Source organism: Frankia tisae, from assembly GCF_025403405.1.
In the GTDB taxonomy this organism is placed as follows: Bacteria; Actinomycetota; Actinomycetes; order Frankiales; family Frankiaceae; genus Frankia; species Frankia tisai.
Window position 1 is genome coordinate 1 of record NZ_JANEZT010000092.1, and the last position, 18,837, is coordinate 18,837.

Genomic DNA, 18,837 nt, shown 5'->3' on the forward strand with positions numbered 1-18,837 from the left:
GCCCCGACCGCCCCGATCGGCAGGGTCGGCCGCTGTCCGCCGGGCCGTGCCTGCCTGGCTGCTCCGTGCGTCGCCCGGCCGCAGGTCGGCTCACGCCCGCGAACGGGGGCCAGGCCTGCCGTCCGCCGAGGAACTGCGCCGGTCCTACACCGCGAGCCTGCGCCGTGCCGTGGCGGCCGCCGTCGCGATCTGGTACCCGTTCACCGGGTTGGTGCTGCTCGTGCTGCCCGGCGGGCTGCGCGCGTCCCCGGTCGCCATCGGGCTGTGGTTCCTGCTCGGCGCCGCGGTCATGCTGGTGGCCCGGCGGGTGCGCCGCCGCCCGGCGGCCACCCGGGTCGAGGCCCTGGGCCTCTTGGCGTGCGGGCTCGCGGTGACGGTCGCCACCGCCGTGCTGGTCGGCACCGCGGATCCGGCGGCGAGTCGGCTCGTGGTCTGGCCGGTGTTGGTGCTGCCGTTGCTGCTCATGCAGGTCACGGTGTCCCGGCCGCCGGCCGAGTGGATCGCCGCCCTGGCCTGCGCGGCCGCCACGCTCGTCGGCGTCATGGTGTCCGGAGCCGCGGCGGGGCCGTTGCCGTTCGCGCAGCTCCTGTCGGCGCTCAACGGCATGGCGGCGCTGCAGATCATGGCGGCGATGGGCGGTCCGGTGCTGCGCCGCTCGGCGGACGCGGCGGCCCGGGCCCTCGGGCAGGAGGCCCGCCTCGCGGCCGGGCGGGAGGCCGAGGTCCGGATCCGGATGGATCGGGCGCGGGCGCTCGGCATGATCGAGCGTGAGGTACTGCCGCTGCTCGCGGCGGTGCATGACGGCCTGCTGGATCCGCGTGACCTGGCGGTGCGCCAGCGGTGCCGGCGGTTCGCCGCCATGATCCGCCGTACCCTCGTCGCCAGCCACGCGGCCGCGCTCGGCAACCTTGCGCCGGCGCTGTTCGACGCGGAATCGCGCGGCGTGCGCATCGACGCCCAGATCGCCGGGGATCTGCGGGCGGCTCCGGCGCCCGTGCGCGCCCAGCTGGAAGCCCTGCTGCCGCGGGCACTGCGGACGATCCCGGGCCGCCGCGCGCTGCTGACCCTGATCTGCGATGCCACCGGAGGGAGCCTCACGCTCACCATGGCGGGCACCGCGATCCCGCCGGACTGGGCTCGCGGGATCACCGGCCAGGGTGTCCCCGACGCCGCACACCGGCCGGGCGCCACGGCCGTGACGGTCAGCGTGGACGACGACGACGGCCAGCTGTGCCTGCAGCTGAGCTGGGCGGTAACCGCCGCCGCCACCACGGGCCCGGCGACGGGTATCCCACGCGGCGCCGGCCGGGCGAAGGCCAACACCGATCGGTGAATGCGGCAATATTCGGCCGATGGCGGGGACAATCGGCCCCATGAGGTTCAGCGTGGAACGCGACGTGTTCGCCGACGCGACCGGCTGGGCCGCCCGACATCTCCCGAGCCGCCCGGGTCCGACTCCGAGCGCGCTGACGGGTCTGCTGCTCGAGGCGGCCGACTCCCAGCCGGGCGCCGGCCTGCTGGTCTGTGCCTTCGACGCCGAGGTGGCCGTGCGGGCGCCGGTGACGGCGGCGGTGGAGGAGCCGGGCCGGGTCCTGGTGCCCGGCCGGCTGCTGGCGGACATCGTGCACAGTCTGCCCGCGACGACGGTCGAGGTCGCCGTCGACGGCGACCGGCTGGTGCTGCGTTGCGGCAGCGTGCGCTTCACCGTCCCGTTGATGGATCTCGCGGACTATCCCGAACTGCCGCGCTTCCCCGCCCCCATCGGCGAGGTGGACACCCTCGGGTTCGCCGCGGCGGTCGGCCAGGTCGCCCCGGCGGCCGGGCGGGACGAGACGGTGCCGGTGCTCACCGCGGTCCGGATGGAGATCTCCGGTCGCGGCCTGATCCTGGCGGCCACCGACCGCTACCGGCTGGCGGTGCGCGCGATCCCGTGGCAGCCGACCGTCGATGATCCCTGGGCCCTGGCGCACGTGCCGGCGAAGGTGCTCGCCGAGGTGGCCCGCACGCCCACCTCCGCCTCCCGGATCGTGATCGGGCTCGACCTCGCCGACCCGGCGGGTGCCCGGCTGGGCCTGGCCGCGGCCGGTCGGCAGACCATCGTCCGGCTCATCGACGGCACCTTCCCCAACTACCGCAAGCTCCTGCCCGAGACGGCTGCGTACACGGTCACCGCGCAGACCGCCGCGCTCGCCGCGGCGGTCCGCCGGGTGGCCGTGGTCGCGACCCGGACCGCGCCGCTGCGCTTCACCTTCACCCAGGACCAGGTCGTCGCGGAGGCGGGGGACGGCGGCGGGGCTCAGGCCAGCGAGACGATCCCCGTCGAATACTCCGGGCCCGAGCTGTCCGTGCTGTTCAACCCCTCGTACCTGCTGGACGGGCTCGGGGCCGTGGAGGACGACGAGGCGACCATCGGGTTCGTGGCCGCGGACCCGGCCGAGGCCACCGCCCGGCCGGCGGTGCTCACCGGCAAGGACAGCGGCGGTGTGCGCGGGCCCGGTGGCGGTCCCGTCGACGAGGGTGCCTTCCGCTACCTGCTGATGCCGATCCGCACCGGCTCGGCCACCTGAACCCGGCGGCCGGCCGGGCCCGGCCGGCCGCTCAGGGCGCGGAGGTCGGGCTGGTGGGGGTCAGCGACATGGTGCCGGCGCCCGGCGAGGTCGTGGCGGTCGTCGCGCCGCCCTGGGCCGTCAGGGGGCCGTCGGCCGACACGTCGAGGGTGCCGCCCTGCGCGCCCGACTCGGGGGCGGTCGGCGAGTCCCAGGTGGCCCCGGTCGGAGCCGGGTTGGCGTGCTTGGCGACGAAGTCCTTGATGACGTCCGCGGAGACGGTGGTGCAGCGCTGGGTGCGGTCCCAGGCGGTCAGCACGAAGTGCTTGCCGTCCGGGAACGCCGACCGGGTCCAGGGGACGCCGATGAACCGCGGACCGGCGTTGGCGGCCAGCGACCGCAGTTTCTCGACCTGGGCGGCCGGCAGGCTCTTGTCGTACCACCCGACGATGAAGCCGTGTTCGAGGTTGTGGACGGCGCGCTCGACCGGGATGCCCGACGCCGGGTTGTAGAACGAGATGCCGTCGGGCAGCGGGTCGGGGTTGTGGCTGCCCGAGGACGGCGGCGACGCCTTGTAGCTCACCGTCGTACTGAGGTGGGTCGAGCCCTGGGACGCGTCGTTCACGGTGCCGGTGCAGCCGGCCGCGGCCGCGGCCGAGGAGGCCGCCGCCACGTAGCCGACCTCGCGAGTCTTGTTCTTCGAGTGAGTGTCGGCGACGCTGTAGATGATGATCCCGACCAGGAGCACCACCACGACGAACCCGGACGTGCCGTAAATGAGCAGCGTGCGCCGACGTTCGACGCGCTTCTGCTCGCGGCGCAGCTGTTCGAGCCGGACGTTGCGCTCGGCGCTCTTCTTACCCACGAAACCTGATCCTACGAACTGTCGAACCACTTCCGGCAAGCAGGATGCGCTCGACTCGCCGGTGGACACCCGGACCGCCTGGTTCGGGCGCCCTCCGTCACCTCCATACCCCCACGTTCCGCCCGGTAACCGGTCGTAGCGGATACCCGGGCGGATCACCGGTGCAGGCGGATCACCGGTGCAGGAGGAACGCCTCCGGATCGCGGGGCGGGCGCGCGGCGGCCGGCGCGGCGGCGTGCCCGACACCCACCGCGCCCATCGGCATCCAGCCGGCCGGCAGGTCCAGCACCTCGCCGACCACCTCGGCGCAGAACAGCGTCGAGGAGACCCAGCAGGAGCCGAGCCCCTCGGTGGCCAGCGCCACCAGCAGGTTCTGCACCCCGGCACCGGCGGCGACGGTGAACATCCGCTCCTCGGCCGCGGCCCGGCGGGCGTCGGGATAGGGATGCGCCCCGTCCAGCACCATGATCGGCACGATGAGCAGCGGCGCCCGTCGCAGCACGTCCCCGCGCCGCAGCCGCCGGTCGACCGCGGCCTCGTCGAACCCGTCGCGGCGCAGATCCTGCGCCCAGGCGGCGGCCATCGCGTCGAGCAGCGCGGCGCGCCGCGCGGTGACCAGCACGAATCGCCACGGGGTGGTGTGGTGCGGGGCCGGGGCGGTCAGCGCCGCTGCGACCGCCCGTTCGACCGCGGTTGGATCGACCGGGCCGGCGGTGAACTCCCGCACGGTGCGCCGCTCACTCAGCGCCGCCCGCCGTGCCTCCAACGAACCGAGGCGGAACATGTCCTCACCGCTTGGCCGCAGCAGCGAGCGCGCCCCGGTGCCGTCGTCGGGGAGCCGGCCGTAGCCGCGCACGACCGCCACCGGGGTGGCACCGAGCTTGCCCTTGACCAGGTCGGCCGCCGCCGCCAACTCGTCGGCCTCGGCGACCTCGGTCATGCCCAGCTCGTTGCCGTAGCCGTCGATGTCGCCGATGTGGCTGCGCAGCGCGGCCATGCCGGCGACGCCGATCGCCATGTCGGTCAGGCCACGCCGCCAGGGCCGCCCGGCCGTGTCGGTGATCACGACCGCCACGTCCGTGCCGAGCAGCGCGGCGACGCCGGCCCGCAGCCGGGCGGCGCTGGCGTCCGGATCGACCGGGAGCAGGGCGAGGGAGTCCTTGGAGATGTTCGACGCGTCGACCCCGGCGCTCGCCAGGACGAAGCCGTGATGCGTCTCGACGATCCGGGTCGGCCCGCGGCGGGCCACCTCGCGGACCGACTCGCCGTCGATCGCGGCCTGCCGGGCGGCCTCCCGATCACCGGCGACGGGGATCAACCGTCCCTCGGCCTTGGAAACGATCTTCGAGGTGACGACGAGGACGTCGCCGTCGGCGAGCGGCCGGCCGGTCGCCGCCACCGCCGCGGCCACGGCGGCGGCGAGATCGTCACCCGGCCGGATCTCCCCGATCCCGGTCAGCCCGAACACCGTCAACGTCCCGCTCGGGGGCACCCCCGCGGATTCCCCGGGCCGCTGCTGCTCAGACACCGGCGACCTCCAGAGCCGACCGGACGATGGCCACCGTCGCCGCCAGGTCGGTCATCAGCAGCGGCCGGGCGAGCACGGTGGCGCCGGGCACGACCGCCCCGGCGTCGACCGTGTCGACCAGCCAGCCGTCGAGCAGCCCCGCGGGCACCGCTGCACCGGCCGCCGCGGACGGCACCGCCGTGCGTCCGCGACCCCCGTAGTGCACCCCGACGGCCTGCGCGGAGGTCTCCACGCCGATGGCGGTCAGGCAGGCGTCGGCCATCCCGCGCACCGCCGCCCCGCCGATGATCGGCGAGACCCCGACGACCGGCGCCGCGGTCTCCCGCACGGCGTCACGGACACCCGGCACGGCCAGGATCGTGCCGATCGAGACGACCGGGTTCGACGGCGGGAGCAACACGACGTCCGCCTCGCCGATGGCGTCGAGCACGCCCGGCGCCGGCTTCGCGGTCTCGGCCCGCAGCGGCACGATCGCCTGTGCCGGTACGGCGGCTCGCAGCCGCAGCCACCATTCCTGGAAGTGCACGGCCCGCTGGCCGTCGTCGTCGGCGATGACCACGTGGGTCTCCACCCGGTCGTCCGTCATCGGCAGCAGCCGCACCCCCGGCTTCCAGCGTTCGCACAGTGCCCGCACCACGTCCGACAGCGGGTAGCCGGCGTCGAGCATCTCGGTGCGCACCAGATGGGTGGCGAGGTCCCGGTCGCCGAGCCCGAACCAGGCCGGCCCGACCCCGTAGGCGGCGAGCTCCTCGGCCACGACGAACGACTCGTCCTCGCGGCCCCACCCGCGTTCGGCGGAGATGCCGCCGCCGAGGGTGTACATCACCGTGTCGAGGTCGGGGCAGATGCGCAGGCCATGCAGGGTGATGTCATCGCCGGTGTTGCCGATCACCGTCACGTCGGCGTCGGGCAGCGCCGCGAGCACGCCACGCAGGAAGCGGGCGCCACCGATCCCGCCGGCCAGGGCTGTCACTCTCACAGCTTGCGATCCTGGCACCGACGCCCGCCGGACGGGTCACCGGCCGCTTCCGTGGCCCGACGGGGGCGGCGGTCGGCCGACAACGTGGGTTCCCGGCCAGGCCGAGGTGCGTCAGCCGAGCCGCGGGCGGGCGAACAGCGGCGCGACCCAGCCGCCGGGCTCCGGCCGGCCGGTCAGTGAGGTGTCCCGGGAGAACGAGGCCAGCAGGAAGTGCACGAGGTGGCTGGTCGGCCGGCTGGGAGCCGGGTTGGCCAGGCCACCCTCGATCGTGGCGACGACCGCGTCCGCGGCCAACGCCCGGTCGGCCTCGGGCACGTAGTCGTGGACCGCAGCCAGGGCGAGGCCCTGCAGCCAGGCGTGCAACCGCTCGTGGTACTCCATCACCGGCTCGGCGTGCGGGGCGCGCTCGGCGACGCAGGGATGCAGCGTGCGCCGCCGTTCCACCGAGTCGAGGGCGAGGAAGAGCTTGTCCGCCGGGTTGCCGGGCAGGCCGGAGATCCGGTCCACCTCGACGTCGAGTAGGCGGTTGAGCACGGCCGCGAATGCGTGGTCCTTCGACCGGAAGTACCAGTAGACGGACCCGGGCTCGATCCCGGCCGAGCGGGCGATCTCCGCGATGGACGTCCCGGCGAAACCGCGGGCGAGGAACTGCTCCTCGGCGACGGCGAGCAGCGCGTCGATCCGTTCCTCGCGGGGAACTTCCTGGCGGTTGCGTGGCACCTGATCAGCGTAACGACTTCGGTGCCGGGAGAGGAGTGATTCGAATGAGAGCGCACCAAGCTGGGCTGCAATACCCAGGCGGGTTGGTGGGCAAACACCGACAGATAATAAGTGACTTATATCACTTTATGGGGTGGCCGGTGGCGGGCGTACCCGACGCCGAGCGTCATCCCCGCAGGTCAGGGGCCTGCTGTGGGCGGACTTCCGGGATAACTGGGCGGTCGTCCGGGGATGACCGGAACGTCGTCCCGCCGCCTGTGCCAGGGCACCGGCCGGGATGTGTCGTCCCTCACCCGGTTTCTCTTGATTCCGGTTAGAGAGTGCTGTGAGAGTGAACGTGAGCTCTCCACGTCGCTGGAAGGACCCTCATGTCCGAGATCAGGACCACCAAGAGCCTCGAAGCCCTGTCCGCCTCCCTCAACCGCGCACTTGCCGGGGCGCGGGCTCCCCAGGTCGTCGCCGCCCGCCGGGCGCAGATGCGGCGGACCGCGGCGATGGCCGCCGAGCCGCCCGTCCCCGGCGGGGCCGACCAGCCACACCGCCGTGCCGCGGCGGAGACCGACGTACTCGCCGCCCGCAGCCGGACCAACATGCTGATCGGCACGCTCGACCGGTTGCGCCGGCCGGGCATCGGATGGCGTGCCGCCGGCCGTGCGACTCCCTGACCCGCGCGACTCCCTAGACCCGCGCTAGACCCGCGCGACTGCCTGACCCGCGCGGCTGCCTGGACCCGGCCGGGTGCGTACCTGACCGCCGCGCGACTCCATCCCTTCTATCCCCGACATGCCCCACGTTCCGGCGCCGCTGTGGTGTCGTGGTCGTTTCTGTTGATGTCCGCAACCACGTGTTCCTTCGACACCGGTGACGGGCCGGGCCCGCCGGGCCGCGGCAGGTCCGGCACCACCGGAGAACCAGAGGAAATGATGACCAGTACGGCGGCGACACCCGACGGCGTGGGCGGCCCGACGGCCGAGCCCGGCCCCGACCCGGGCCTGCCCCAGCCGTCGCCGGGCGCCGACGCCGTGCCGTCCGCGCCGGCGCTGCGCCGGGCGCTGCGCCGGGCCCGTGACGGTGCCACCCTCGACGCCGTCGAGGCGGCGGTGCTCCTGGCCGCACGCGGCGAGGATCTCGCCGACCTGTGTGCGTCGGCCGCTCGGGTGCGCGACGCGGGCCTGGCCTCCCTCGGCCGCCCGGGCGTCGTCACGTACTCGCCGAAGGTCTTCATCCCGTTGACCCGGCTGTGCCGGGACCGCTGCCACTACTGCACGTTCGCCACCGTGCCGCACCGTCTGGCCGCGCCCTACCTCACCGTCGACGAGGTGCTCGACATCGCCCGGGCGGGCGCGGCGGCCGGCTGCGCCGAGGCTCTGTTCACCCTGGGCGACCGCCCGGAGGATCGTTGGCCCGCGGCCCGGGAGTGGCTCGACGCCCACGGCTACGACTCGACGCTGGGCTACCTGCGCGCCGTCGCGATCGCCGTGCTGGAAGAGACCGGCCTGCTTCCGCACCTGAATCCGGGCGTGCTGAGCTGGGCCGAACTCGCCCGCCTCAAGCCGGTAGCCCCGTCGATGGGCATGATGCTGGAGACGACCGCGACCCGGCTGTGGTCGCAGCCGGGCGAGGCGCACTTCGGCTCGCCCGACAAGGAGCCGGCGGTCCGGCTGCGGGTACTCACCGACGCCGGCCGGCTGTCGATCCCGTTCACCACCGGCCTGCTGCTCGGCATTGGCGAGACCCGGGCCGAGCGGGCCGAGACGATCTTCGAACTGCGCGGGCTGGCCCGCCGGTACGGCTCCATCCAGGAGGTGATCGTCCAGAACTTCCGGGCCAAGGACGACACCGCGATGCGTTCGGCGCCCGACGTCGGCGCCGAGGAACTGGCCGCGGCCGTCGCGGTGACCCGGCTCGTGCTCGGCCCGACGATGCGGGTGCAGGCACCCCCGAACCTCATCGACACGGCAGAGTGCGCCCTGCTGCTGTCCGCCGGCATCGACGACTGGGGCGGCGTCTCGCCCGTCACCCCGGATCACGTCAACCCCGAGCGGCCCTGGCCGGACCTGGACGTGCTGCGCGAGGTGACGGCTCGGGCCGGCTTCACGCTGCGCCCCCGGCTCACGGTGTACCCGTCGCACCTGGAAGAGCCGTGGCTCGACCCGCGGATCGCCGGGCACGTGCGCGCGCTGGCCGGCCCGGACGGGCTGCTCGCCGACGGTGCCCGGCCTGCCGGGCGGCCCTGGCAGGAGCCCGACGGCGGTCTCGGTGACACCGGCCGCGTCGACCTGCACACCGCGGTGGACACCGTCGGGCGCCACAGCGCCACTCGGGCCGACTTTGACACCGTCTACGGCGACTGGGAGTCGCTGCGGGCGGAGGTCAGCGCGGCTGGCACCGGCGTCGACGGCGTCGTCGGCACCGGCAGTCGCGCCGTCGCGGCCCGCGCCGTTGCTGGTGCTGGTGCGCCGGAGCGGGTCGAGCCCGAGCTGCGGACCGCGTTGCGCAGCGCCGGCAACGACCCGGCTGGGATCACCGACAGCGAGGCCCTGATCCTGTTCGGGGCCGAGGGAGCGGCGCTGGAGGAGCTCTGCCTGCTCGCGGACGGGCTGCGCCGCGACGTGGTGGGCGACGACGTGACCTACATCGTCAACCGCAACATCAACTTCACGAACGTCTGCTACACCGGCTGCCGGTTCTGCGCCTTCGCGCAGCGCCGCAGCGACGCCGACGCGTTCACGCTGTCGCTGTCGGAGGTGGGCAGCCGGGCGGCCGAGGCGTGGTCGGTGGGCGCCACCGAGGTCTGCATGCAGGGCGGCATCCATCCGGACCTGCCCGGCACCGCCTACTTCGAGCTCGCCCGCGAGATCAAGCGGGCGGCGCCGGGTCTGCATCTGCACGCGTACTCCCCGATGGAGGTCCTCAACGGGGTAACCCGGACGGGGATGTCCATCGAGGACTGGCTCACCGCGGCGCGGGAGGCCGGCGTCGACACCATCCCGGGCACCGCGGCGGAGATCCTCGATGACGAGGTCCGCTGGGTGCTGACCAAGGGCAAGCTGCCCACGGCGAGCTGGGTCGAGGTGGTCAGCACCGCGCACCGGGTGGGCCTGCGCTCGACGGCCACGATGATGTACGGCCACGTGGATACCCCGGCGCACTGGGTCGCGCACCTGCGGCTGCTGCGCCGCATCCAGGATTCCACCGGGGGCTTCACCGAGTTCGTCGCGCTGCCGTTCGTCCACCACAGCTCGCCGATCTACCTGGCCGGCGTGGCCCGGCCGGGCCCCACGGTGCAGGAGAACCGGGCGGTGCACGCGATGGCACGCATTCTGCTGCACGGGTCGATCGACAACATCCAGTGCTCCTGGGTGAAGCTCGGCGTCGACGGCTGCCGCTCGGTGCTCGCCGGTGGGGTGAACGACATCGGCGGGACGCTGATGGAGGAGACGATCAGCCGGATGGCCGGCTCCCAGCACGGCTCGCGGCGATCCGTGGCTGAACTGGAGGAGGTGGCCGCCGGGGCGGGTCGTCCCGCTCGGCAACGGACCACGACGTATGGGCGGGTCCCGGACGAGCGCTTTCACGCTGCCCGGGGCGGCCCCGTCCGGACCATGCTGCCGGTGGTGTCCTGACACCCGCCAAGTCGGCGCCAGCAGAAACTACTCTAAGTAGTCGCGAGGGTCGGCTTGGCCGGAGGTGATGCCTGGCCGGTATAGGTTCACCACGGTTGTCTGCTTGCGTCCTTGCCCGTTTAGGCCCTTTATGTCCGTTAGCTTCAGGCGGCATAATGCGGTCATCGCCGTCGGACCGATTGCACACAGTTACTGATTGGAAGGCTGTCCGGACCCTCGGCGATGGTGCGCAGTGACTGTGAGCTATGGTCTCATCGCTGGTTGTAGAAGATGTTGCGCTGGTGGGGTTGACGCGACCGATTCGGGAGCGTGTAATTACCGGCGTGTCATTCCCCTCGCTGGCGAGGTTCGTGCGGTAGTGCGTCGCCTGACCGGTGTGGAACCAGTCACCTGCGCGCCGGCGCCCAGGGGGTGGCCGACCGCACCGCGACGGGTCTGGAGGAGTCCCCATGGAGCACACCGACGCGGGCGTCCACACCGTCCTCGCGGACGTCGAGCGTCCCGCTGAGCATGACCCGTTCGGTGACCACTCCGAGCGGGTGCATGCCGAACGGCCCACCCAGGCCACACCGGAGCCGTACCTGCGGTCCCAACTGGCTGCGGCCAGCGTTCCGCCGGCCAGGTCGGGCTCGCCCGACCTGGCCACCGGTGCCACCCCGATTGCCTCCGGCCCGAGGGCCGAGGCAGATGTTGACGTCATCGTTCGCGCGGGCGGCGAGGTCGACGTCGACGACGACCCGGCCGTCGACGATCTCGACGCCGACGACCTGGCCGTCGAGGCCGTCGGCGACCCCATCGGCGACGCGCCGGACACCCTCGCCCCAGTGATCGATCTGGGGCTGGGTGACCTGCTCGGCGAGGCGATGGAGTGGCAGGAGCGCGCCCTGTGCGCGCAGACGGATCCCGAGGCGTTCTTCCCTGAGAAGGGTGGTTCGACCCGGGAGGCGAAGCGCATCTGTTCGGGCTGCGAGGTCCGGGCCGAGTGCCTCGAGTACGCCCTGGAGAACGACGAACGGTTCGGGATCTGGGGCGGAATGTCCGAACGGGAGCGACGCAAGCAACGGCGTCGAGCGGTCTGAACCCGGGCGGTGGGTGGCGTTCGGCAGGGTGTGGGCGGCCCGGCCGCGCCGCGTGCACTCGCGGACCCGCCCGGACCATGTCTGCCGGCGGCCACGACCCGGGTCGTGGCCGTCTGCGTGCACGGCGGCCGGCCGGGCGCCGCGCAGACCCTGCGCGCGGCGGTGTCGACCCAGGCACCGCCGCCCGACCAGGCCCTCGACCTGCAGGTCGTCGAGGTCCGCATCGGCGGCGGTGCCGATGCCGCGCTGCCGGCTGCCGTCCACCTTCCACGGCCGCGCGGCGCATCCCCGACTGAAACGATTGCGGTCCCCGCAGTCATCCCAGGTGATGGGGCCGGCATCCCAGGTGATGGGGCCGGCGCGCCGTCGGTGCCCGGGGTGTTGCGAGAAGCGGCGGGTTCCGGCCCGGAGACCGTCGTCCAGCTTCCCGCCGGCACCCGTCTCGGGGTGGCGGTGGCCGCGGGCCTGGCGCGCATCGGCGGGCCGCCGCGGGAGGGCTATGTCTGGCTGCTCGACGACGGCGCCCTGCCTGCTCCCGACACCCTGCGTACCCTGCTGGCCTGCGCGCGGCTCGACCCCGGCGCCGCCGTGCTCGGCCCCAAACTCCGCGTCGGGCGCCCGGGGCCGTCGTCATCCGGTTCGCCGCCGGAGTCGATCCTGCTCGAGGCGGGGGTAAGCGTCGACCGCGCGGGCCGCCGGTACACCGGTGTGCGGCCCGGCGAGATCGACCGGGGCCAGCGTGACGGGGTGCGCGACGTGCTCACCGTGGCCAGCGCCGGCATGCTCATCCGGGCGGCCGCCTGGCGGCTGCTCGACGGTCTCGACCCCGAGCTCGACGGCGGCCACGACATCGACCTCGGCTGGCGGGCCGCCCGCGCCGGGTTGCGGGTCGTCGTCGTCCCCATGGCGACGATGACCGCCCGCGCCGAGGTCGTCCCCCCCGCCAGGGCGGCCGCTCCCGCCCCAGCCGGAGCTCCGGCCGGGGCTCCCGCGGCCGTCACCGGCGCTCCGGCCGGCTCTCGGCATCGGCAGAGCCGGCGGGACTTGCGGGCCCGGCGGGCGTGGGTGCCGGCGGACCGAGCCGGTGCGCTCCGGGTCCGCCTGGCGAACACGGCGTGGCCGCTGTTGCCCGGGGCCGAGGTCGCCATCCTCGTCGCGGCGCTCCTGCGGGCGCTTGGCCTGGTGTCGCGAGGGCGGCTGCGGTCGGCGGCCATCGAGGTGGCGTTGCCGTTCGCCGTGCTGGGCCCGCCCCGCGAGCTGGCGCGGATGCGCCGGCGCGCCGGGCGCACCCGCGCGGTCTCGCACCACGCCATCCGTTCCCTGTTCCCCGGCCGCCTGCGGCGCCGACCCGGATCAGCTGCGCCGAGCCCCGCAGCGGGCCTCCTCGACGGCGGGGCTGGTGAGCTCAGCGCGCGCCACCACGTCCCGGCCGGGGTCGGCGGTCTGGTGGCCACCCCGCCCGGCCGGCGATCGACCCGGGCGACGGTCCTGCTCGCGTGCCTGCTTGGCGTCGTCGGCGTGGTCGCGATGCGCGGCCTGCCCGCGGACGTGCTCGGCGCGGGCCTGCCGTTGCCCGCCGGCGCCCGAGACCTGTGGACGGCGGTCTGGTCCGGCCGGGTCGGCACCGCCGGCGTCCCGCTCGACGGTACGGGGCCGCCCCCGCCGTGGACCGCGCTGCTCGCCGCCGCCGCGAGCCTGCTCGGCGGCCGGCCCGCGACGGCGGACTGGCTCCTGCTCGCCGCCGGGCCGGCGCTTGCCGGTCTGACCGCGTACCGGGCGCTCGCCCGGCTCGGTCCGCGTCCAGCCGCCCGCTTCGGGCTTGCCGCCGCCTACGGAGCCAGCCCGGTGATGACCGGCTCGGTCGCCGCTGGCCGCGGCGACACCGTCGGAGCGCTGATCCTGCTCCCAGCCGTGCTCGCCGCCACCGACTCGGTGCTGCGCGGCCGCGCCGGGCTGGCCGGCGGTCGCCTGCGGGCGATCTGGCTGCTGGCCGTCTGCCTGGTCGGCTTCGTCGCCTGCGCTCCGTCGATGGCGCCCCTGGTGTGGATCGGCCTCCCGGCCGCGGCGCTGCTTGCGGTCCGCCGGCGGCTGCCCGACGTCGCCGCTGCGCTCCCAGCGACGATCATTCCGCTGATCCCGACGCTGTACGCGGGCGGCGCGGGGATCCGCGCCGAGCCGCCGGCGGCACTGGCCCGGTTCCCCCAGGACTCCGTCGCGCTGGTGGCGGGCGCGGGAGAACGCCCGAAGGCCGCCGTGGTCGGATTCCTGGCCGGCTGCCTGATCTGCTGGCTGCTGGGCCGGTGGTCCGGCCGGGACGGGTCGGGGCGGGCCGGCCGGATCGGCTGGTCGCTGGCCGCACTGGGTCTGCTCGCCGTACTGCTCACCTCGCGCCTCGCCGGGGACGCAGATCAGCGGGTCGCGGGCGGCGAGGGCTGGTGGGCCGGCCCGCAGTACGGCCTCGTCCTCGCCGGTGCCCTGCTCGCGGCGGCAAACGCGTGCCGCCCGGTCCACGCCCCACGGGGTCGGGGAGAAGCCCCCAGGGCCGGGGCGGGCCCGGGCACCGGCCGGCTGGCCCGGATCGTCGCCTTCCCGGTGACGGCGCTGATCCTCGTCGGCTCCGCCGGGCTCGCCGCCGGCCATCTCGCCGCGGGCCCGGGGTGGCGCGCCAGCCCGACCTCCTGGAGCCGGGATTCCGCCATCCCCGCGGACCGGGCCGGCTCCCTGGACCGGGCCGATGACGCCGATGACGCCGGGGGAGCGGCCACCGAGGTCACCGCGACCGCGGTCCCCTGGTCGGACACCGGTCCGCCGGCGATGGTGCGGGCGGTCCAGGCCGAGACCCGGACCGCGCCGGCCGGGTCCAGCCTCCTCGTCCTGTACCGGTCCGATCGGTCCGGCCTGATCCGGTACATCCTCGCCGCAGCCGACGGTCCCCGCTTCCCGGCCGGCCAGGCTCGCCCGCCTCGAAGGGCGGCCACCTTCCTCGCCGACGTCGTCGCCGATCTGGCGGTCGGCGGTGACCAGGCGGCCGGCTGGCTGCCGCTACTCGGCGTCGCCGCGATCGCCGTTCCCGCCATGGACGCGCCGGCGGACCTCGTCACCCGCCTCGATGCGACCCCGTCGCTGTTGCGGGACCGGGCCCGTCCGGGCGTGCTGTTCTGGCGCCCGGCGACCACCCCCGACCAGGCGGCGCCGGCGCCGGCGTCCCGGCGAGCCACCGCTGCCGTCCCGCCGGCCTTCGTCGTGGACTCGGATCTCCAGCCGCGGGCGGCTCTGCCGGATCCCACCGGGAGTTCCACGACGCCGGGGACGCCGGGGACGCCGGGGACGCCGGGGACGCCGGGGACGTTGGTGGTCGAGCCGCTGCCGGCGGCCCCGACCACGGCCCGCCGGTTGCCGCCCGGCGGCCGCGTTGCGGCCCTGCCCGGCGCCGCGCGGGCCCCGCAACGGGATCTGATCCTCGCGGCGCCGGCCGGGGCCGGTTGGCGCGCCTGGCTGAACGGCCGACCGCTGCGGCCGTTCGCCGCCTGGGGCTGGGCGGCCGGCTTCCGCCTGCCCGCCGAGGGTGGCACGGTTCGTCTTCACCGTGACGACGGCCGCGCGCACGAGCTGGTACTCGCGCAGGCCGTGGCGTTTGGCGCGCTGCTGCTGTTGGGCATCGCGGCCGCACGCCGGCCGCGTCGCTCCCCACCGGACACCGGCGCGCCACCCACCACGGGCCCGTCCGGGCGTGAGATCGGTCGCGCCGGCCGCGGATCGGGATCGGGATCGGGATCGGGATCGCTGGAGGAGGCCCCATGACGTCCCCATCAGGCGGGCCCGGCGCCGCCAGGTCGCCGCTGCGGCGCCGCGCCGCCGCTCGTGTGCTCGTGTCGGTGGCCGTCGTCGGGATCGGCGGGGCCTTCCTCGCAGACGAGGGCGTCAGCCCCGCTCCGGCCGGTAACTGGCCCGTGTCGGCCGCGCTGCTGGCCTGCCCGGAGCTGACGACGACGCCGTCCGGTGCCCGCGACCCCGTGCTGGCCGGTCCCCTCGGCCTCGCCGTGCGCACCGCGGGGACGGCCGACGGTCGGGTGCGGGTCGCCACCCGGCCCGCCGAGCTGCGCACCCGGCTCGGCGGCGCGGCGCTGACCCTGCCGTCCGCTGCAACGACGGGTGACCGCGGCTCGTTGCTCGTGTCCGCCCGGGGCACCTCGGCGCCGGGTTTGTCCGCAATCGTCACGGGGACCGGTGACGGCGCGGGCCCGGTGCGGGCGCGCTGCACCCCGCCACAGGCCAGTAGCTGGTTCGCCGGACCGTCGACCATGGCCGGCCGCGACCCGGTCGTGATCCTGTCGAACCTGGCCGATCAGCCCGCGCAGGTCGGGGTGCGGGTGTTCACGGACGGCACGGCCATCGCGCCGCAGGACATCTCCGTGCCGCCCGGGCACGCGGTGACCCGCCGGCTCGCCGCGCTCGCGCCGGAGGCCGCCGTGACGGCACTCGACGTCGAGGTGCGCTCCGGTCGGGTGCTCGCCTGGATGGTGGACCGGTCGAGCATCGGCGGTCCTTTCACCGCACCCCGACTCGTGCCGGTGACCGCCCCGCCGGCCCGCCGGCTGCTACTCGGCGGGGTGGTTGTCCCGGCGGGACCGCCCGGCCCGGCGGCGCGCCTGGTGCTTGCCGCGCCCGACCGGGCGGCCACCGTGCGTGTCAGCGTGTTGACCGTGTCCGGCCGGCACACCCCGGTGGGCCTGGAAGCGGTGCGGGTACCGGCCACCGGCGCGATCACCATGCCGGTGCCGCTGCCGCCGGGTGGGGCGTCGGCGGTTCTCGTCGAGTCGGCCACGGGTGCCGCCCCGGTGGTCGCCGAGCTGGGCGTGGCCTCGGGCTGGGCGGGCGTGTCGACCTGGGCGGGCGCTGTTCGGCTCGACGCCGCGTCGGGGCGCCGCGGTCTGGATGCGTTCGGTCGGGGCATCGGGCTGTCCGGCGCGGCCGGGCCCACCGCCGGCGCCGGCACCGCGCCCGACGCGGTGGTTGGCGTGCCGTCGCCGCCGGCGGGAGCCGCCGGGGCCGTCGTGCTCGCCGCGCCGGCCGGGCCCGTGACGGCCTGGCTCGACGGTGACCCCATCCGGCTGCGGGCCGGGACGGTCGCCTTGGTCCGCGGGCCGTCGCGACCAGCCGGGGGACGCCTCGTCGCGGTTGGCGGACCGCTGGTCGCGACCGCGGTCGTCGGCACCGCCCGGCCACCGGCCCCGGCCGGGGCCGTGGGCGCCGAGCAGGCACCGGTCCCGTCTACCGCGTCGCCTCAGGACACGCCAGCCGACGCCGCCGGCGACGCCGCCGACGACGCCGGCGGGCAGGCCGCGCGCCCGCTGGTGCTGCCGAAAATCCTGTCCGCGGTCGTCGCGCTGGAGGGAGCGCCGCGGCTGCTCGACGCCCCGCCGGCGGTGGCCGACCCGGCCCTGCCCTACCGCTGAGGGGCCCGCCGCAGGCGGACCCCGAACAGCGGCGGCGAGCTGTCGGTCAGTGGCCCGGTGCGGCGAGGAAGACCCGGCCGACGCCGGTCAGCGTGACCGCGGCGCGGCCCGCGACCAGCACCGATCCGCCGCGGCGCAGCTCCAGCGGGGCAACGGCGGTCCCGTCGTCGGCCGTCGCGGTGACCTCGACCCGTCCTTCGACCGCGAGCAGCACCGTCGGGCACCCCACCGGCACGCCGCCGCCGGTACAGACGGCCTCGGTGAGGGCGAAGTCGGCGACGGGGACGTCCCAGCCGCGCAGCAGCCCGCCGGGAAAGGCCGCGATGGTGCGGGGGGTCCGGATCGGTGCGTCGCTCGGCCCGGGGTCGAGGATCCGCAGCAGCTCGTCGACGTCGATGTGCTTGGGAGTCAGCCCGCCGCGCAGCACGTTGTCCGAGGTGGCCATGATTTCGATGCCGAGCCCGGCGACGTAGGCGTGCAGCATCCGGGCCGGCTGGAACAGCCCTTCGCCGGGGCGCAGGGTCACGTCGTTGAGCAGCAACGCCGCGGCGGTGCCGATGTCGCCCGGGTGCACCGCCGCGAGCCGCCCGATCAGGTCCGCCGCCCGGGCGAGGTCGTCCTCGCCGCCATCGCGCGGGTTGTCGAGAGCCGGTCCGCCGTGGCTCCCGCCACCGGCCGAGCCCCGGCCGCACGCGCGGCGCAGCCGCTCGGCCGCCGCGACGAGCGCGTCGATCAGCTCCCCGGCGGGGCCGGCGGGCATGGTCAGCAGGGTTCGCAGCACCGTGGCCGCGCCGGCGGCAGGATCGTCCGCGAGGGGGCGGAAGGCGGCTACCAGGGCCGGGGTCCCCAGCCCGTCCGCGACCGCGAGCGTGCGCGCCGGATCCCGGACCCCCGCGAGCGCCCGGAACGGCGACAGGGCAACGATGAGCTCGGGCTTGTGGTTGCGGTCGCGGTAGCGCCGGTGGGGATCGTCGACGGCGAGGCCGGCGGCGTCGTCCGCGTCGAAGCCCGCGGCGGCCTGCGCCTGGTCGGGATGCACCTGCAGCGACAGCGCCTTGTCCGCCGCCAGGACCTTGAGCAGGAACGGCAGCGGGCCGACGAGGTCGGCGGCCGGGCGGCGGGCGCCGTCCGCCTCGACGAGCGCCGGCGCCACGGGATGGGTCCCGAGCCACAACTCCGCGACCGGACCCCCGGCCGCGGGGGTGCCGAGCAGCTCGGGGATGGCCGTCGCCGACCCCCACGCGTAAGGCTGCTCGGCGCCGTGCAGCACGAGCAGGCGGGGGGGCCCCGCCGGCACCTGTGGGCCCGCACCGGAAGATTCACCGGCGGGCGACGTGGACGCGGGGTTCCTGGTCACGGTCTCCCTCGGACGGGCGTGCTCGCTGGGCGGGGTTCTGCTCTCGGGGCGCGGGCGGTGGCCGCTGCCCGGCGCGGGCGGTGGGCGGGTTACTCCTCCTCGCCCCAGCCGTGGCCTTCCGGGTCGATCACGGCTGGATCGACCCCCATCATCTCGGCCACCTCGTGGATGATCGCGTCCAGCACGAGTTCGGCCAGGTCCTCGCTGTCCACCGCCCTGGCCTCAATGGGCCGGCGATATACCACGATGCGGCGGGGAGTGCTCGAGCGGCCCTTTCCGGTGGCCGGCTGGTACCGGGCGAGCGGGATCTCCGTGTCGGCCACCGCCACCGGCGGCACGTCCTCGACGGCGAACTCGACGTCGGACAGCTCCGCGGACCACCGATGGTCGAGATGCTCGACGGCGTCCAGCACGAAGTCGTCGAAGCGATCCCCGCGGGTGGCGTAGGCGGGCACGTCGGACGGGAGCAGCGCCCCGCGGATGCCCCGACCCCGGCGATCGCGGCGCCGACGGGGGGGAATCGGGTGGGCCGCCGCCGGGAACCGCTCGAGCTCGGTCACCCCGTGAGCGTAGCGTTCGTGGCAGGGGCTCCGGCCGGCGATCGACGGGCGCGTGTCCACCTCGGCACCATTCGGGGTGTCGCGCGCCCGCCGATCGCCGGGCGACCGGCGGGCGCGCGAC

At 75.4% G+C, this 18,837-nt stretch carries 12 protein-coding genes and 1 pseudogene; 7 read left to right on the plus strand and 6 right to left on the minus strand.

Features of this window, described 5'->3' with window-relative positions; translation table 11 throughout:
* Together NBZ85_RS11490 and dnaN are read left to right on the plus strand one after the other, a co-directional pair.
* Positions 1–1,333: pseudogene (locus NBZ85_RS11490) on the plus strand (sensor histidine kinase); the annotation flags it as partial.
* A 40-nt stretch (positions 1,334–1,373) separates the two neighbouring features.
* Positions 1,374–2,567, plus strand: coding sequence for a DNA polymerase III subunit beta (dnaN, locus tag NBZ85_RS11495; protein ID WP_261556500.1), 1,194 nt, complete (start codon positions 1,374–1,376; stop codon positions 2,565–2,567).
* 31 nt (positions 2,568–2,598) lie between these two features.
* Here the strand turns inward: dnaN and NBZ85_RS11500 are convergent, their stop codons facing one another.
* The 4 genes from NBZ85_RS11500 to NBZ85_RS11515 all read right to left on the minus strand — a co-directional run bounded on the left by NBZ85_RS11500 (position 2,599) and on the right by NBZ85_RS11515 (position 6,638).
* Positions 2,599–3,411, minus strand: a complete 813-nt coding sequence (locus NBZ85_RS11500) for a thioredoxin-like domain-containing protein (RefSeq protein WP_261556501.1) — start codon at positions 3,409–3,411, stop codon at positions 2,599–2,601.
* A gap of 172 nt (positions 3,412–3,583) precedes the next feature.
* On the minus strand, positions 3,584–4,939 hold the full coding sequence (locus tag NBZ85_RS11505; protein ID WP_372517720.1) for a coenzyme F420-0:L-glutamate ligase: 1,356 nt from the start codon (positions 4,937–4,939) through the stop codon (positions 3,584–3,586).
* Positions 4,932–5,918: a 2-phospho-L-lactate transferase gene (gene cofD / locus NBZ85_RS11510; protein WP_261556502.1), complete on the minus strand. Its 987-nt coding sequence runs from the start codon at positions 5,916–5,918 to the stop codon at positions 4,932–4,934. Before cofD ends, NBZ85_RS11505 begins: the two co-directional genes overlap by 8 nt.
* Before the next feature lie 111 nt (positions 5,919–6,029).
* The gene (locus NBZ85_RS11515; RefSeq protein WP_261556503.1) at positions 6,030–6,638 is read right to left on the minus strand and encodes a TetR/AcrR family transcriptional regulator; all 609 of its coding nucleotides are present in this window, start codon (positions 6,636–6,638) and stop codon (positions 6,030–6,032) included.
* Positions 6,639–7,006: 368 nt separating this feature from the next.
* Here NBZ85_RS11515 and NBZ85_RS11520 point away from each other — a divergent pair, with 368 nt between their 5' ends.
* The 5 genes from NBZ85_RS11520 to NBZ85_RS11540 all read left to right on the plus strand — a co-directional run bounded on the left by NBZ85_RS11520 (position 7,007) and on the right by NBZ85_RS11540 (position 16,799).
* On the plus strand, positions 7,007–7,303 hold the full coding sequence (locus NBZ85_RS11520) for a hypothetical protein (protein ID WP_261556504.1): 297 nt from the start codon (positions 7,007–7,009) through the stop codon (positions 7,301–7,303).
* A gap of 258 nt (positions 7,304–7,561) precedes the next feature.
* The gene (locus NBZ85_RS11525) at positions 7,562–10,264 is read left to right on the plus strand and encodes a bifunctional FO biosynthesis protein CofGH (RefSeq protein WP_261556505.1); all 2,703 of its coding nucleotides are present in this window, start codon (positions 7,562–7,564) and stop codon (positions 10,262–10,264) included.
* Positions 10,265–10,713: 449 nt separating this feature from the next.
* On the plus strand, positions 10,714–11,343 hold the full coding sequence (locus NBZ85_RS33110) for a WhiB family transcriptional regulator (protein WP_368861371.1): 630 nt from the start codon (positions 10,714–10,716) through the stop codon (positions 11,341–11,343).
* A gap of 105 nt (positions 11,344–11,448) precedes the next feature.
* On the plus strand, positions 11,449–15,144 hold the full coding sequence (locus tag NBZ85_RS11535; RefSeq protein WP_261561921.1) for a glycosyltransferase: 3,696 nt from the start codon (positions 11,449–11,451) through the stop codon (positions 15,142–15,144).
* The gene (locus NBZ85_RS11540) at positions 15,141–16,799 is read left to right on the plus strand and encodes a DUF5719 family protein (protein WP_261561922.1); all 1,659 of its coding nucleotides are present in this window, start codon (positions 15,141–15,143) and stop codon (positions 16,797–16,799) included. The genes NBZ85_RS11535 and NBZ85_RS11540 overlap by 4 nt, the downstream gene beginning before the upstream one ends.
* A gap of 46 nt (positions 16,800–16,845) precedes the next feature.
* Here NBZ85_RS11540 and NBZ85_RS11545 read toward each other — a convergent pair whose 3' ends face one another.
* Together NBZ85_RS11545 and NBZ85_RS11550 are read right to left on the minus strand one after the other, a co-directional pair.
* Positions 16,846–18,156 (minus strand): type I phosphomannose isomerase catalytic subunit, encoded by a 1,311-nt coding sequence (locus NBZ85_RS11545; RefSeq protein ID WP_261561923.1) that lies wholly within the window; start codon positions 18,154–18,156, stop codon positions 16,846–16,848.
* Positions 18,157–18,245: 89 nt separating this feature from the next.
* On the minus strand, positions 18,246–18,837 hold a 592-nt coding region (locus NBZ85_RS11550), incomplete at its 5' end, for a metallopeptidase family protein (protein ID WP_261561924.1).